At 60.3% G+C, this 16,047-nt stretch carries 10 protein-coding genes and 2 pseudogenes; 7 read left to right on the top strand and 5 right to left on the bottom strand.

Annotated elements, in window-relative coordinates:
• Positions 1-7: 7 nt before the first annotated feature.
• Entirely contained in the window at positions 8-1,294 is a 1,287-nt protein-coding gene (locus ASF65_RS19315) for a toll/interleukin-1 receptor domain-containing protein (RefSeq protein ID WP_055893065.1), read from the bottom strand.
• A gap of 4 nt (positions 1,295-1,298) precedes the next feature.
• Positions 1,299-2,264, bottom strand: a complete 966-nt coding sequence (locus tag ASF65_RS19310; RefSeq protein WP_055893062.1) for an SLATT domain-containing protein — start codon at positions 2,262-2,264, stop codon at positions 1,299-1,301.
• A 609-nt stretch (positions 2,265-2,873) separates the two neighbouring features.
• Between ASF65_RS19310 and ASF65_RS21595 the strand changes: the two genes are divergently transcribed.
• Positions 2,874-3,398, top strand: coding sequence for a hypothetical protein (locus tag ASF65_RS21595; protein WP_156369396.1), 525 nt, complete (start codon positions 2,874-2,876; stop codon positions 3,396-3,398).
• Positions 3,399-3,408: 10 nt separating this feature from the next.
• Entirely contained in the window at positions 3,409-4,725 is a 1,317-nt protein-coding gene (locus tag ASF65_RS19305; RefSeq protein WP_055893059.1) for a tetratricopeptide repeat-containing protein, read from the top strand.
• Between the two features lie 371 nt (positions 4,726-5,096).
• Here the strand turns inward: ASF65_RS19305 and ASF65_RS21725 are convergent, their stop codons facing one another.
• Positions 5,097-5,459: a hypothetical protein gene (locus ASF65_RS21725; RefSeq protein ID WP_162239509.1), complete on the bottom strand. Its 363-nt coding sequence runs from the start codon at positions 5,457-5,459 to the stop codon at positions 5,097-5,099.
• A gap of 58 nt (positions 5,460-5,517) precedes the next feature.
• On the opposite strand from ASF65_RS21725, the gene ASF65_RS19300 reads away from it, so the two are divergent.
• The 4 genes and pseudogenes from ASF65_RS19300 (at position 5,518) to ASF65_RS19275 (ending at position 13,484) form a co-directional block, all read left to right on the top strand.
• Positions 5,518-6,558, top strand: a complete 1,041-nt coding sequence (locus ASF65_RS19300) for a hypothetical protein (protein ID WP_055893056.1) — start codon at positions 5,518-5,520, stop codon at positions 6,556-6,558.
• A gap of 1,042 nt (positions 6,559-7,600) precedes the next feature.
• A complete protein-coding gene (locus ASF65_RS19290) occupies positions 7,601-10,672 on the top strand; it encodes a toll/interleukin-1 receptor domain-containing protein (protein WP_055893052.1) in 3,072 nt (1,023 codons plus the stop codon).
• Positions 10,673-10,752: 80 nt separating this feature from the next.
• A pseudogene (locus ASF65_RS19280) lies at positions 10,753-11,872 on the top strand (IS3 family transposase).
• 334 nt (positions 11,873-12,206) lie between these two features.
• Positions 12,207-13,484 carry an N-acetylmuramoyl-L-alanine amidase gene (locus ASF65_RS19275; protein ID WP_055893050.1) on the top strand — a complete coding sequence of 426 codons (1,278 nt, stop codon included), beginning with the start codon at positions 12,207-12,209 and terminating at the stop codon, positions 13,482-13,484.
• A 226-nt stretch (positions 13,485-13,710) separates the two neighbouring features.
• On the opposite strand, the pseudogene ASF65_RS19270 reads toward ASF65_RS19275, so the two are convergent.
• Positions 13,711-14,765: pseudogene (locus tag ASF65_RS19270) on the bottom strand (IS3 family transposase); the annotation flags it as partial.
• Positions 14,766-14,833: 68 nt separating this feature from the next.
• On the opposite strand from ASF65_RS19270, the gene ASF65_RS21585 reads away from it, so the two are divergent.
• Positions 14,834-15,100, top strand: a complete 267-nt coding sequence (locus ASF65_RS21585; protein WP_156369394.1) for a hypothetical protein — start codon at positions 14,834-14,836, stop codon at positions 15,098-15,100.
• Between the two features lie 98 nt (positions 15,101-15,198).
• Here ASF65_RS21585 and ASF65_RS19260 read toward each other — a convergent pair whose 3' ends face one another.
• Positions 15,199-15,945: a 3'-5' exonuclease gene (locus ASF65_RS19260; RefSeq protein ID WP_280137653.1), complete on the bottom strand. Its 747-nt coding sequence runs from the start codon at positions 15,943-15,945 to the stop codon at positions 15,199-15,201.
• Positions 15,946-16,047: the final 102 nt, after the last annotated feature.

Below are 16,047 nucleotides of genomic sequence, written 5' to 3'. Positions count from 1 at the left end.
GGCGGCCTCAGCACAAGTTTTTCACGTGCATGTATGTGTCAAAGCGGCCGCGCAGCGAGATACCGCGCTGGCCTGCGATCCACTTGAGGTCGTCGGCAGCAGTAGCGGGCAAGTGCTCATGCTGGCCAACCAGCAGCGGTGTCACCCCGGTCGCCTGGGCAGCCGGAACGTCGAGCCGGCGCACGTCCGACAGGATGCCCGGACGTCCATGCGCTAGCACCACGGCCTTGGACACGCCTTTGCGGTCGACGACCTGCAGCAGGCCGTCGCCGAGGCTCTGGGACGAGCCGCCGCCGGAGCTTGCGGCCGAGGCGACGATCGCTTCGTAGAAGGCGGCCCGGCGCGGTGTCCCCAAAGCAGTGTTGAGCGCGATGAACTCGATGACGTCGTCGAGGTCGGCACCGAACAACTGGTTCGATCTGTTTAGGGTGGCGATGCTTTTGCGATCGGTGATCCGCTTCAGCGCCGGCGCGCCGGGCAGTTGGATCGCGACAACGCCTATGCGGTAGCGGTGAGCGAACGCCACCTCCCACATCGTCCATGTCGATTTCCGGATATTAGCACTCTCGAGGACCACGACGACGTCTTTGTCGGCGAGTTCCTCAGCGAGCTCGTCAGGAAAATAGCTGCCGGCCGTACCGCAGAAACGATCGACATAGGTGCGGTATCCTGCCCGACCGAGGCCATCAAAAATTTGGTCCGCAACAGGCGCCGCATCCTGGCGACGGTAGCTTAGGAAGGCGCTCCGCCGCTGCCAACGGAAGGCGATGGCCGCCAAGTGTTGTGGGCTGCCGCCCCAAGGCACGGCATTGGCCCGTGAGGCTTGCAGTGGGACCTTCGCAAGTGCTGACCCCGTTGAAACCCCAGGCATGACCGCCGGCAACAGGCGGGCCATCGGCCCGCAGGCCAGCCAGTCAACGATGAAGTCGGCTGCGTTGCTGGCACCGCCGTGGGGTTGGGCTGGGGCCGCCAAGTCCGCCCCAATGACTGGCACGAGGACTTGCTCGCAAGCCGGCTCGCTCCAGGCCATACAGTCGCCTGTTCGGGCCACGCCGCAAAAATACGGCATAGCCACTCCCCGGGCGGTCAACTGGGCGTCGAGGATATCATGCGCAGCCAGCGCCATCGGGACGGCGCTCGGGTGGCAGGGCAGGAACAGGATACGGATCGGCCGCTGCAATCCGGCGATCGCGAAACGCTTACAGCTACTCGAGGCGGGACTGACGCCAGGCCCCGTCATGAACTGCAGCACTACGTTCCAAGCAGGCAGGCCCGACCTTGCACTCATCGTCATCCCCTCACTCGTCGGTCTGCAGCTCGAGCTTTCCGAGCCCCACAAACTCGCCGTTCTCGGCCGCCATGATGGCCTGTGTGCTATCAACAAAAAGCTTTACCTTGGTGGTGTCCCCGGCTGCTGCAGCGGCCCGCACCGTATCGAGGCTACGACGCAGCCGACGCAACTCCTCTTCGGCCGAGCGGTACGATGCCGCCTTTGCCTCCGGCTGAGTCGCCGTGACCCAGGACTGCAGCGCAGACAGCACGATCGGTGTCGCGACGCCCAAGAATGCAGCCAAGACAAGCGCGCCGGGAATGCTAAGCCCGCCGATCATCCCAATCACGGCCGCGAGGCCGCTGAAGGCGGCACTGAGGTAGAGCCAGAAGGTGCTGCTCCTCTCCGCACCTTTCGCTTCAGTCACGTAGTAGTCGATCTGCAGGTCAAGCTGATAGCGGACAAAGAGTTGCAAGAACTGCGCCAACAAAGAATTGGGGCCAGTGCCTGGCCGCTCTTGGACCTTGGCGAAAATGCCGTTCATGATTTCGGTACGACCGAGTTCCGCTTTGCGACGCGCCTCAGTCCAGAGTTTGCCGTAATCCCGTCCCGAGACGATCGTCGTCGCGGCCGTTGCGGCGAGCAGCGCGACGATCTGCACGACGATGATACCCAGTTGGTACTTCGTCGCGAAGTCCAGCAGTCCGCCAGCAACCGCGGCATCCGTGCGCTCCTGGCCATAGAGCAGCAATCCGCTCGCAAGCGCTGCGATGCCGGAGCCACCGACAATTACGGCGGCAAGAACGCGCGACTGATCCTTGTAACTCCCGGCCCTCTGGCTGAAATCGCGTCTAGTCTTGTTGGCTCCTTCGACCTCGGAGCTCCTAAGGATCCCCCGAAGCTCCGCCGCCTCGGGCGGCAGGCTCTCACCGATGCTATCGGTGTTCAATCTGTCGCCCTTCTTGTAGTCGCCGATGGTTTCCCTAGCGGCCATCTGAGTCTCCTATTGCGCGCCAAGCAGCTCCAGCGCCACGTTCGCAAGTGCGAGCAGGTCGCTGGCATTGTCGAAGTACCCGTGATTATAGAGCCCACGGTCGCGGCAGGCTGCAAGCATATCGTGACTTCTGTCCACTGCCGCCACCGCGAAAGACGATCAGAGAAAGGTGCAGTCGGTCAATGCTATCACGGGCCGAACACTCAAGGCCAGATCCCGCATCTCCGCATAGTCCAATCCAGGGAATAGGAATTGAATAAGGGCCGCTCGGTCACGAACCCAGACAGGCAGGTTAAGCCATTTGTCGCAAACCAACAGCACGCCGCGTTTTTGAAGAACCATATGTGGGGACCGACGGCAACAGAACATTGGCTGGCGTACCGGAATACGTAGTTCAAAGCGGTTCCCGTCGCGATTAGTCTACACGGTATTGCTTTTATATTACTGATAACACAATTAAATTGATTTTTAACAGGTAATCGTCCGCGTCTAAAGCGAAGTTTCTAACCGATGCAGAATATTTGACTCTCAAGCTACGATGTTATCTCCTGCCGGTGGGGAGGTTACTTCGTGATGAGAACTCCGATCGCTTTGGTGGGAAGCGGCCACATGGTTGATGCGGTTGAGAGGCCGGTTCAACGCTTTCCCGCCGCTCGGGAAGCGGCGGCGGCGGCGTGGTTACGGCATGAGGTCGGCCGGATTGCCGATCAGGCTAATGCAATCCAAGCGTTCAGCAGCGGTGCCAACGGTGGCGATATCCTTTTCCTAGAAGCCTGCCAGCACGTCTCGGTCGAGGCGACAATCGTGTTGCCTTTCCCTCCAGAAATTTTCGTTGGGACGTCGGTCGCCAGCGCTGGTGGCGACTGGGAACGTCGCTTCCAAGCATTGTGGGATGCTACGCCACCGATCCGGCGCGAAATCATGAATCTGCCGATTACAACAGCGGCCGCCTACACGGCATGCAACCTGCGACTACTGAATCGGGCACGCAAGGTAGGCGACATCCACCTCCTAGTGCTGTGGGACGGCCAGCGCGGGAGGGAGGGGGGTACGGCCGAATTGGTCCAAGAGGCAGAGAAACTCCGCGCCTCAATTACGTCAGCGGATCCGTTAAGCTTGCCTCGGAATGACTAGGGAGACCAATATGCCGGAATGCTTCGTCATCATGGGTTTTGGGGAAAAGACCGACCCCGAAACCGGGCGTAAACTTAATCTCGACGCGACTTACCATCACATCATCAAGCCCGCTGTCGAGGACAGCGGGTATGGCTGTGTTAGAGCGGACGAAATCTACCATTCCGGTGTCATCGACAAGCCGATGTACGAGCAGCTTTTCAACGCCGACCTCGTCATAGCCGACGTCTCGACGTCGAATCTTAATGCAGTATTCGAGCTTGGTGTTCGGCATGCGCTTCGGCCGCGCTCCACCATTGTGATCGCCGAGCGCGAATTCAGAAGCCCGTTCGACATCAACCACGTCGTTATAAGGAAATACACGCATTTGGGGAGCGATATCGGCTTTGGAGAAGCGGGCCGGATGCAGGGTGAAATCAAGAAGGCCATCGCCGCAATCCAAGCCAACGACAGTCCTGATAGCCCTGTGTACACGTTTCTCAAACTGCAGCCGCCGGTCCAGCTCAGCGCTGCGGCCAGGCCGATGGATGTGCAGGATGGCGGCGCCGACCGGGGCGACACCTATGCCGAGATCTGGCAGAAGGTCGAAGCGGCACGCATCGCCGGCAATTTCGCCGCTGAACGCGCGATCCTGCTCGATGTCTACAACCAGCTCCCGCTGGATCCCGACAAGGGCGCCCGCCCCGTCCGCCCTCGCGTGCTGAGGGAACTTGCATTTGTCACCTACAAGCTGGGCGAACAACAATTGCCGGGAGATCCAGAAGCTGCCGCGAGTGCCTATGCAGAGGCGATTGACCTGCTGCGTCTCCTTGACCCGGAGCGGACCACCGACCCGGAGACACTGGGGTTGTGGAGCGCCGTACACAAGCGCCGCTTCTTTCTTCCCGGACAGGAAGACGAGCGGAAACGGGCGGACCTCGATACGGCGATCTATGCGGCGGAGCGCGGCTTCCTTATCCGGCAGGATCACTATAACGGCGCCAATCTCGCCTTCCTGTTCGATCTGCGCGCCAGCATCAATGAGGGCGACGAGAAAATCGCTGACCGGGTGTTCGCCGGCCGCACCCGGCGTCGTGTCGTCGCTGCGGCCAGTCAGGAAGCCGACCTGATCCTCAAACGCCTTGCCAAGGACGGCAGGCTCAGTGCTACAGCCAGGGAGCAACTCTATTGGGCCAGGGCGACCCACGCTGAGGCGCTTCTCGGGCTTGACGACCCCGCCGGACACGCCGCCCTGAAGGAGGCAACCGCCCTCGATGGCGTTAGCCAGTGGATGATCAAGACGACCATGGATCAGGTCAGCGGGCTGGAGCAACTGAGGTCGCGGTAGAGGTCAGTCGAAGATGAGCGACACGGCCGACCCGCGAGAGCAACGCTATAAAGCGTTGATCAGCTACAGACACCACGATAGGAAATGGGGTCGGTGGATACACACTGCCCTGGAGACCTACCGGCCGCCCAGGGGCACCGGCGCTGGCTCCACCTTTGTCCGGCCGGTATTTCGTGACGACGAAGAGACCGCTGCCAGTTCTGATCTCGCCGGGACGATAGCGGATGCGCTGCGCCGAGGCACACCGGTTTCGGCGCTTCCAGTGTCGTGTCGCAGGACTGCATGCGGCGTGCCGAGAGCGACGTCTACGGCATCGTGCACCTTTCCGACGTCGCAACCGGTATCGAAGTCGCTACCTTTGATACGACTGATCAACAGCAATACGCTGTCGCCTTCGTCGAAAATGACACGGTGCTAAGCGTCACGCCGTAAACAGGTGCCAGACGCCATTTCTTGGTGGCGCAGTAAGTCACGCTCTCAGGCGAAACACTCATTGCTTCGGTATGCGCTGAGCGCATGGGAGACGCAATGTCTATCCTTACTGCAGCCGAAGTGGGGGCCGCGCCGTTGCTGCGCGGACGAGAAGGCGAGAACGTCTGCATGTCGCGTCCGGCATGGAACGGAATACTTGACGCCTTCATGTTCTTTCTGCCTGCGAGAATTTGAGTCTCCGGATGAAAACAGTTTTGGAGCGTGATCTTGTCGCCGGTCTTAAAGTAATCTAGCGTCGACATCTCACCGCAACGGTCCGTCTACGGGCGGCAACGCTCTTGGCACAGGGAGCATGATCCGATGGAGCCGCGTCTGGTTCGCATATTCGTCTCGACCCCATCCGACATCCAAGACGAGCGAAAAGCACTGCGCAGCCTCGTCGCCGAGATCAACGACGTGGTGATGTTCCTTGCGCCCGAACGCAACGTCACACTCAGGTTGGTCGACTACAAGGGCGACGCCCATCCCGATATGGGCGACGAGCCGCAAGCGGTCATCGATCGACAGATTCCGCCCGACTACGACATCCACTTCGGCATGATGTGGAAGCGATGCGGCACCGCCACTAAGGGGGGCGCGGACAGCGGCACCGTGCATGAGTTCAACCAGGCCTTGGCGCGTCGTGAGAAGACCGGCAAACCGACAATCATGTTCTATTTCAGCGGCGAGCCATCAAGTCCGCCGACGTCACCGGATGAAGTCGATCAACTGACCAAGGTCATGAAGTTTAGGCAACGCATTGAGGCGATAGGCCTGACGGGTGCCTATCCCACGCGCGCCGAGTTTAGTGAGCACGCTAGGCTTGGGCTGCTTCAGGCTGTGCGAAACATTCTGCGTGAAGAATTGCCGAAGCGGGAGGTAGAACCTGCTCCTCCAACACATGCAAGGATGTCGCAGCGTCTGCGCGAGCTATGCGAAGCCTACGATGCGGTTCGCAACGATCTGCAGCCTGGCCCCAACCGGACCCGCCGAATGACTGACATTATCGAAGAGATGAAGGCGGAGGCGCCCGCCGCTCGGTCGCTGCTGACAACGTTTATGGAACACAGTTCAGCGGGTTATCGCCTCGCGGCCATTGGCATACTGCAGATGTTTCCTGCGGTTGATCAGCTTACGTGGCTGGCCGATCGATTGAACCCCGATCTGGAAAAGCCTTTCATTGGTTATCAGGCGGCAATAGCGCTGCTGCAGGCGGTCCGTGGATTGCCCAACTCGGATTGCCAAAACTTGCGGACCGAAGTGACGCGCGCGCGCACGCTCGCCCAGCGCAATGCCGACGATCTGCACAGAATTTCGGCGCTGGACTATGCCCTCAAGGAGCTGGCGAAGAAATGCGGCTAGTTTGCTCAGCGGCTCTATTTTCTATGTTCGCGAAGGTGAGCTAGCCTTGTTATTCTAATCGACCGGTCCATTGCGTCAGCCACAAACCTTCGAGCACGGCTTGGACCCATGTTGGACTTACCCCGGGCAAGTGGAGAGCGGTTTCGATGTTACGACGTCTGCCTCTCGAACTGAAGCGACCCGAGGAATCTCAACGCTGAATGGCGTCGGACAGAATTGCGAAGCTATTGATGTGGCGGCCAATGTCGATGGTCGCCTCGGCTTGAGCCTGGGGGACTTGGGCCGCACGAGCACTTCCTCAGCGCCACGAACAATATTTCTATCGCCGAGAAGTAGTAACACCACTTGCGCGATATCGAGATTTATTATTTTTTCTATGATATGAGAGTGCAGTTCATCGTTTACCTTTCAATACAGACGGTAAACGCCCCAAAAATATCGTAATTATCCATTCAGACCTGTACGACAACCGTGTTTCTGCGATCGTTACAGTGAGTATAGAGCGTATTATTTGGCTTATACTTAGGATGCAGAAGGTGGACATGTACCATTACGCTTCGATCAGAGACATAGGATGGCCTGACGATCCATCCTCCGGTCCCTTCAAATGGCTTCAATCAAGGGGCGCCAAGTCTGCGATAGACCCAGCCATGTCGCTGATTTCGCCAGTGAACTCACACGCAAACAGGTGATAACAGCAGCCCTCGTTCCTCGCGTATCGCGTCGTCTGGAAGACGGCGACACGCTTCTCCAGAGACAAGGTCAATCCGCTCAACGCGAAACAGAGATCGAACGTCTCCGCCCCTATCCTCCCGCATGAGCGCATCTCGTCGAGCAGGATCGCTGGGCAGACGTCCAACCAATTGTCGAGTCATCTGCGCGGCTCGCAAAGACTGCGTGTTGAAACAGACGGCTCTGATTATCTGCTCTACGCGGCGGCAAACGTCGATCGGATCTACGGCTTCAAATCGTCGCCCGAATAAGCAATCATACCTCCCAACGATGATCTGACACCCACCAGACAGCTAAAGGGAGCGTCGGCATGTTCGATGCATTTGTCTCGTACAGTCATCGGCGCGACCGAACTTTTGCTCGTGCGCTGCGCAAAGGTCTCGCGACGCTTGGCAAGCCGCTGCTGCGCCGGCATGCGCTACGGGTGTTCCTCGACGAAACCAGCCTCTCGGCGTCCCCTCACCTATGGGGAGCCGTCGAAGCGGCGCTCGACCAATCGAGATACTTCATCCTGCTCGCATCCGCCGAGGCGCGGGCGTCGAAATGGGTCGCACGGGAGATCGATTACTGGCTCAAGGCGAAGGGAGCCGACACCATACTCCTTGTCGTCACCGACGGCGAGATCGCCTGGGACGACACCGCCCACGACTTCAGGTTCAACGATCCCGGCTCACCCTTGCCGGAGGAGTTGCGCGGCGTCTTCGCCAATGAACCTAGGTGGGTCGACCTCAGGGCGTTCCGCTCTGCCGCGGCAGATACGCTTCATCGCGACGACAACTTCCTCGGTCTGATCGCGGATCTTTCCGCCGCCATCCAGGGACGGGCGAAAGACGAGATCCTATCGGACGAAATCAAGGCTGAGAGGCGACTCAAGTGGATCGCGGGCGGCACCAGCGCGACGCTCGCTGTGTTCCTCGGGATCGCGGTCTGGCAGGCGGTGGCCGCAAGCGACGCGCGCGGCGTCGCCGAAGTGCGACGGTCGGAAGCGGAGAAGCAGACGCGCACCGCCGAGGAGGAACTGCTCAAAGGCTCGGCCCAAGAAGCCGCCCTGCTCACGCGCGAGGGCCGGCCTGGCCGCGCCCGCGACCGACTGCTCGAGGTGCTCAAGTTGACCAAACGGAACGACGTCGCCGACCTGCCGGCCTCCTTCTACCGGGAGATGCTGACTGCTATGCTTGAGAACCGCGACGGCCCGCGCTTGCCTTTTTCGGCGAGCGCGAAAAGCCGAGCATTGCCACGCAGCGACTACGACACGACCGACCGCGAAATCGTCGTGGCTTTCGACCCTCAAGCCCATGTGCTTGCGATCGCACGGAGCTACGACGTAGCGCTGTGGGACGTCTCGACCGGTGCTCAACTCAAGCGTCTCACCCTCAATCACATCGCTAGGTCGATCGCTTTCAACGCAAGCGGCGAGGCGCTCATCGTCTTCGGTTCGCCGCCTCGGGCGCAGAGCAAGGAAACCGAGTTATACGAGAGCGAACCGAAAAACCCACCGATGCTGATGACCGTCATCGACCCGCAGACCGGCGTGGCGAAGTCGAGGACGTTGACGCTCTGCCGCGAGGCCATCCCCTGCTTGACCGACGGCCGCGCAGATCAGGCGCAGCTCGTCGATGCCGCGCGAAGCGTTTCAGCACGCGATCTTCTTGCGATGTCGCCCGACACGAGCACTGCATGGTTTGCGCCCTTCGGGTTCGATCTAGAGTCTCTTCAAGGCCCGTCAGATGCGCGTTTCTACCTTTATAGTAAAAACGACAAACTCGTTGCGCTAGACGTAAAGACTCAAACGCTCGTGGAGCGCTCGTCCGAGAGTATAACGAGCGGTCGGTCGCTTGCTTCAAACGGCGCGTCTTTCGTGTCGGCAGGCATGTTAGATGGAACAATCGCGTTCGAGAGGATCAAAATCGTGAATGGCCGATTGGCGTTCGGACGCGACTTTAAGACGGCCATCGCCGGCTCCGCCGGATTCAATCGCATCGATTTTAGCCACGAGGGCGATCGCCTGCTGGTTTCCAACTATCGATGGGGCACGGGAGGCGGCAACGGCAATCCATTAACGGCGCTTTTCGATCGGACGACCAAGAAGCTGATTTGGTCCACCGACTACGAAGGCGACCGTACGGTCGATAGCCAGTTCAATAAGATCGCAATTTATGACGACGGCCTGGCGCGCGTGTCCGACGTCGCTACGAACCAGTTCGAATTCGCTGTCGAGGGTTACCCGCTCTTCTTCGATCCCGCCGGCCGGCGGCTGCTCGTCCTCCGCGGAGACGAGGCTGGGTACACTTCGGCGGCGGCGGATGATCTGGAGTTCGCTCTGGTCGATGCGACGAAGTTCGCTTCCATCGCACTCGACAAGCGCGCGGCGCGGAGCCAGCGCGGCGCGTGCTCGACCGGTAACCCGTTCCGCATCCTGAGCGACCGGCCGCAGCGGCTATGGAACACCTACGACTGGCACCGAGTGCGATCTCCCGAGGGTTCGGAAGCCAGCGCATTCACGTTTTCAGAAACGGTTACGCAGTATTTTGAGTGGGCAGACGGGGAATTTCGGATAGTCACCGAGGAGCCGGACGACGAATGGAAGGAACCGAAACCTGTCTCAAAAATCGGCATCGGCGACATGCGCCAGCGCTTTCCCGAGTTTGCCGCTGCGTTTAGGGAGGAGTACGGACTGATCGCTACAAAATCGCAGTCGCCCGACGGACGCTGGCAGGGCGTCGTGGCGATGCAGTCCATCTTCAACGACGAGAACACTGAGACGAATTGGCTGTGGTTCATCTTCGAGCGCACAGGCGCCTCGCTGACGCTTCGTCGCGAGGGCGTGGTCGAAGGCGGGCCTCAGAGAGCTGAGGACATATCGCCGATCTTCTTCCCACTGGGCGAAGATCACGCGGTTGTTCCACGCTCCGAGTGCGAGTGGGCGTTGATCGACATAGCGAGTGGCGCCGAGCAGGGCCGCCTGACGCCGGGCTACGCCCATAATGTCGCATTCGCTGCCATCGGCGACGGCCTGCTCGCCGCTCGGTCAAGCGATTGGTACGGCTCGACCACTTCGGTGCGCTTGTTCGACATGGCTCCATTGAGCCCCGGACCCGAACTCGTCTTCACTGACAGGGAGGAGTCGGACGATGACCAGAACGGTCGCAGGCCGGCAGGCAATGACGACAAGCTCGTCGCGGACTCCGGGCTGTCGAGCGTCGGCTTTTCAAAGGACGGCCGTGATCTTCTCGTGTCCTACGAATATGAGGACGGCCGCCCGGCCCAGACGGTCGCCGTCGGAATCCCGCCCTGGGGCGCGCGGCTCCGGAAAATCATCGCGGAGTTTTCCCTTGCCTTGCCCGATGTCGCTGGTCCGCAGATCGTGAGTTCCCAGCCATAGGTGACCTGCTGCCCATTTCCTCGACCGCTTTGAGCTGGAAAATTCCAGTTATTAAAGAGGGCCAGGAAGAGGAGCGAGGAATGAAGAGCTCGAAGTTTTCCGAGGCTCTAGACAAGCGTTCATGCTGAAGCAGGCCGAGGACGGCACGAGCGTCGGCGAGGTATGCCGCAAGACCGGGATCAGCGAGGCGACGTTCTACGCCTGGCGCAAGAAGTATGCGGGACTGATGCCGTCGGAAATGCGGCGACTGCGCCAGTTCGTGGAGGAGAATGCCAAGCTGAAGCCGCTGGTCGCTGACCTGAGCCTCGACAAGGCTATGCTGCTAGGCAAGTCGTCTCGCGAAAGCTGTAAGGCCTGACCGGCGCCGGCAACTCGTCGACGACGTCAGGAGCACGTGGCAGGTCAGCATTCGGCGAGCCTGCGGTGTGCTTCGGGCGGAGCGATCGAGCTACCACTATCGTGGGCGCCGCGCCGATCAGACCGATCCGAAGAAGCGAGTGAAGGAGATCGCCGAGACTCGAGTGCGATACGGCTACAGACGTATCCCTCTGCTGCTTCGCCGGGAGGGCTGGGACGTAAACGCTAAGCGGATCTATCGTCTTTACAAGGAGATGGGTCTGCAACTGCGGCACAAACCACCCAAGCGCCGGGTAAAGGCCAAGCTGCGGGAAGACCGCTGCGTGGCGTCCTGCTCGAACGAGGTATGGGCCATGGACTTTGTCCATGACCAACTTGCGACGGTACCGAAGCTGCGGATCCTGACCGTCGTGGATACCTTCAGCCGGTTCTCGCCGGCGGTGGTGCGGCGCTTCAGCTTCCGGGCTCCGGATGTCGTGGACGTGCTCGAACGTGTATGCGGTGAGGTGGGCTATCCCGCATCGATCCGGGTCGACCAGGGAAGCGAGTTCGTCTCGCGCGAGCTGGACCTGTGGGCTTACACCCGCGGTGTCGTGCTCGACTTCTCCCGGCCTGGAAAGCCGACCGACAACGCGAACACCCAAGTCGTTCAACGGCAAGTTCCGGGCAGAGTGCCTGAACCAGCACTGGTTCATGAGCCTCGACGACGCAGTGTGGAAATGCGAGGCTTGGCGTAGAGACTACAACGAGGTGCGACCCCATAGCGCCATCGGCAACAAGCCGCCGATATCACTGGTGAACCGGTCAGCGACACATGGCCCGCCGCCGGTCGCAGCTGGATGACGGCCGGCCAAGTGGTCCAGGAACGGGGGCAGGTCAAAGAGCCCCAGAACTCTGATGACACCTGGGCCAAAGTCCGGGGCAGGATCAAAGCCCACTATGCATTAGAATTGGACTGAGCCACCTGATGCGGGCAAGCCAAACATAAGTTGCAAATCGGCGCTGTTTATGCTTTCATGTCACTTAAGGTCCGATCGGCACCTATACTTCGCATCGCATCACTTCCTTCGCACTTAGAGTTTGGATATTCAATCCACGCTGCGGTGCAGGCTATCGACGTGCGTCCCTATCGTTCAGATCTGGCTCAACGTGGCCAGTCGTTCCGAGAGGCTCGGTCATGGCATTTAAGCGAATCTACCGCGATCTCACTAAGCAGCAGGCGCAGGATCTAGCTGCAGTCTTCAGGAACGATGGAGCTGTCGCTCAAATCCTGGAGGATGAAGACAAGTTTCAGCTTGTCGTGACTTATTCCGACGAGGCGCTTCAGGCAACCTCGCCGCCGCCGGCCGTGACGACGGGAGTGTCGGCCGGTGTGCCGCCGAGCGCGACGGGCGTGACGACCACGAGCAGCACGCCCTGGGGCCGCCTCGTTCAAGCCCTGCGCGACGATCCCGACCTGACCCAAGCGCAGAAGGTCGCCTGCCTCTCGCAGTGGATCCTCGAGTCCAGCCGCGGAACGAGCCGACTAGCGAGCGAGCACCTAAATTTCGGCGGCTTGAAATACCGCGCCAGAATGCAGGGCTTCGCGACGCCCGTAGACTATGCAGCCGATGACGGCACGGACGTATATTGCCGCTTCACGTCCGAGGACGCCTTCATCAAGGGCTACTGGCACTTCATCGCCAGCGGACCTTATGACGAGTGGGAGGATTTCAAGAACGACGCGGCGGGCTACATCCGCCATCTCGCGCCGACTTATGCGGCAGACCCAAGCTACATGGACAAGGTGTTCGGCCTCTTCGGCGAGGCTGAGGGGTTGCTAGGCCTGTCGATTGCTGGCCCGGCTGCCACCGGCACCGCGGGTGCTACGAACCTCGTCAGATTGGCGATTGTGGTTGGCCACAACAGCATTTCGCCCGGCGCGGTCGCGGTTTCACCGATTAGTCGATCCGAATTCGCCTACAACACGGTCGTCGCTGAAAAAATGATAGAGGAAGCCGGTCACTACAATATCGTCGCAGAAAAGTTCAATCGCGTGCATATCGGGAAGTACAGCCAAGAGATCGCAACCGTCTATCGCGAGGTCGATGCCTGGGGCGCGGCCTGCATCCTCGAACTCCATTTCAACGCACTGAACGCGCAGTCCACGGGCACGGAAATGCTGTTTTCGTCCGGAAGCGCGAACGGGCGCAGACTCGCGACCGAACTCGTCGCCGAAGTCGGTGCCGTTCTCGGTCTTACGCTGAGGCACGGCTTCGGCCTCAAGCCCCTGCAGTCTGGCGATAGAGGCCATTCATCGGTCGTCGCCTCGCAGGCGCCGACCGTACTAACGGAGCCGTTTTTCGGATCGAACCCGGGCGATTGCATGGCCGCAGCCCGGATCGGCGAGGCGGGCCTTGCCCGAGCCTACTTGCGCGGCGTGCGAGACTGGGCCACCAGCGGTACTGTCAGCTGATATGCACAACCTGCAGAGGATCATTCTAACGTTCTACTCCGTGCTCTGGCTGATCGGTTTCGGCGTCGTGCAGCTCCATGCCCAGCAGATACCGGGCTCGTTGGCGACGTCGGCTCCAGTCGATCCAGTCCCTTCCCAAATGGGGGCCTCAGCCACCACCGGCACCGCGTCCGGCGACCAGCAGCAACTCGGCGAAGGCGCCCCACTGAGTGGTCCGGTTGGAAAGTTAGTTCAGGGTTGGTCGTTGCACCAGCGTTAGCTTGGCCGGCGGAGCAGGTCGGGTAAGCGCAGCCGGCCACGCGGCGAAGGCTGGCACGAACGCTTCTGGTGCCGGCGGTTTGTAGCCGATCGATCCATGCGGCCGGATCGTATTGTAGTGCCGCCGCCAGCTTTCGATGACGATCTGCGCCTCTCGCAGGCTGTAGAAGATCTCGCCGTTGAGCAGTTCGTCGCTGAGGCGAGCGTTGAAACTCTCGACATAGCCGTTCTCCCATGGACTACCAGGTGCGATGTACGCGGTCTTCGCCCCAACGGCCGTGATCCAGTCCTGCACGGCTTTCGCGATGAACTCGGGCCCGTTGTCGGAACGAACGTGGCCGGGCACCCCGCGCAGGATGAAGAGGCCCGATAGGACGTCGATGACATCCGTCGAGTTGAGCCTGCGAGCGACCCGGATGCTGAGGCATTCGTGCGTGAACTCGTCGATAACGTTGAACATCCGGATTTTGCGACCATCATGCGTTCGGTCTTCGACGAAGTCGTAGGACTAGACGTAGTTCGCCCGCTCGGGCCGCAGCCGAACACAGGAGCCATCATTCAGCCAGAGCCGTCCGCGCTTGGGCTGCTTGGCAGGAACCTTCAGACCCTCGCGCCGCCAAATTCGTTCCACGCGCTTGTCGTTGACGATCCAACCCGCGTCCCGCAGCAGCGCCGCAATCTTCCGGTACCCGTATCGGCCATACTGACGGGCCAGTTCGATGAGGTCGGCCGTGAGCTGCTCTTCGTCCTCTCGGCCCCGCGGCGCTTGGCGCTGTGTCGAACGGTGCTGCCCAAGGGCGTGGCATACCCGCCGCTCGGACAGCTTCGCCACCGTCATGACGTGTTCGACACAAGCCCGCCGGCGCGCAGGGCTCAGTAGTTTCCCCGTGTGGCCTCGCTGAGGATCAGCTTGTCCAGGGTGAGATCGGCGACCGCATTGCGAAGCCGCTGGTTCTCGGTTTCCAGATCCTTCAGCCGCTTCACCTGGTCGACCCTCAGGCCGTCAAACTCCTTGCGCCACTTAATGGCATGGACGGCTCTCCCTCTCGGGGCGCAGACTTCAGATCTGCCAACACGAAAGGAGCACTGAGATGACCCTCGACATCGCCGGCATCGCCTTTGCCGAGAACGTTTTCCAACTTCACGGCGTCGCTTACCCGACCTGCTCCGCCGGCCAAGCTAACGCTGGTGCAACGACCAACCCTGAACTAACTTTCCAACCGGACCACTCAGTGGGGGCCGATCAGGCAGGCTATACAATTTGGTCGACCAACCCTGTAGTCCGCGGACTCATCGCACTGATCCGGATGCGAAGGGCGTGGAGATTGATCGAAGGGAAGGGCTCAACAAAACTCTGATGGGGCGGGCGCTCCACGGTTGGCTCAGCGCCGCAGCCATCAGGCGCAGCCCATCCGATAAAACGGGATCCATTTCGCCAACTCAGTCCGAATGGACGCTATTCTATTCTATAGCGCTCCCATGCGGTCAACCGGACCACTGGTGGTTCGACTTCGTAACAGTAGATCTCGTCCTGCAGAAATCTTATCTCGCTCTCGAGTTTCGCATCGGGTACGTTAATCCACCAGCTTCGGGGTCGGCCGTCATTGCCGTCGTTCCAGCGGTAGCCACGAGCCTTCAATCGGTCCTTCGCCGAGAACGGGCTGGCTTGTGCATAGATGCGCGATCGGGCTTGCCGAGCTGAGCGAAGCAGGTAGTGGAAAGGCGTTTCGTCCGTCTTGGGCAACCGGGTGTCCAACACCCTTAGAAGTGCCGCGCAGTCGACTGAAGCCCGATGACCATCGTGGAACCACCCGCATTGGCCGACGAGGTGAGAAAGCTTGCTCCCCTCGAAGCCGAGCCCCTGCCAGTCCACTTCCTGACTCGAGCAAGCCCATGCCCTCGCTCCAAGGTTAGGACAAAGACGCTCGACGAATGGCCTGTCGAATGCGGCATTATGCGCAACAATCAGATCGGCGCGAGACAAAAAACTCGCAAGTGCCTCGGCGTCGATACGATGCCCGGCAACCATGGCGTTCGTAATGCCGGTGATCTGCGTGATCTTGGTAGAAATGGGTTTGTCTGGCTGGCGAAGGGCAGAGTAGACGTCGATGACTTCGCCGATCCCTGCATCATCATACAATGCGAGGATGACCCCAACCTCAATCACCTCGTGAGTGCGTGGGTCAAGCCCAGTCGTTTCCACTATAGCGCGACAATCTGAGTGAGACGCTGGCGACGATCTAAATGAGACAGATCATGTCGCGGCGATTGGGATCGTATCATCCTGATTGTCGCTGGCAAGGTC

The organism is Aureimonas sp. Leaf324, assembly GCF_001423245.1.
Classification (GTDB): Bacteria; Pseudomonadota; Alphaproteobacteria; order Rhizobiales; family Rhizobiaceae; genus Aureimonas.
The sequence above is the reverse complement of the archived record's forward strand: the minus strand, read 5'-3'. Positions and strand labels throughout refer to the sequence as shown.

Excerpts from the sequence above, each read along its gene's own strand:
- ASF65_RS19275 (WP_055893050.1), top strand. The coding sequence starts at position 12,207 with ATGGCATTTAAGCGAATCTACCGCGATCTCACTAAGCAGCAGGCGCAG.
- ASF65_RS21585 (WP_156369394.1), top strand. The coding sequence starts at position 14,834 with ATGACCCTCGACATCGCCGGCATCGCCTTTGCCGAGAACGTTTTCCAA.
- ASF65_RS21725 (WP_162239509.1), bottom strand. The coding sequence starts at position 5,459 with ATGTCGACGCTAGATTACTTTAAGACCGGCGACAAGATCACGCTCCAA.
- ASF65_RS19300 (WP_055893056.1), top strand. The coding sequence starts at position 5,518 with ATGGAGCCGCGTCTGGTTCGCATATTCGTCTCGACCCCATCCGACATC.
- ASF65_RS19305 (WP_055893059.1), top strand. The coding sequence starts at position 3,409 with ATGCCGGAATGCTTCGTCATCATGGGTTTTGGGGAAAAGACCGACCCC.
- ASF65_RS21595 (WP_156369396.1), top strand. The coding sequence starts at position 2,874 with ATGGTTGATGCGGTTGAGAGGCCGGTTCAACGCTTTCCCGCCGCTCGG.
- ASF65_RS19290 (WP_055893052.1), top strand. The coding sequence starts at position 7,601 with ATGTTCGATGCATTTGTCTCGTACAGTCATCGGCGCGACCGAACTTTT.
- ASF65_RS19315 (WP_055893065.1), bottom strand. The coding sequence starts at position 1,294 with ATGACGATGAGTGCAAGGTCGGGCCTGCCTGCTTGGAACGTAGTGCTG.
- ASF65_RS19310 (WP_055893062.1), bottom strand. The coding sequence starts at position 2,264 with ATGGCCGCTAGGGAAACCATCGGCGACTACAAGAAGGGCGACAGATTG.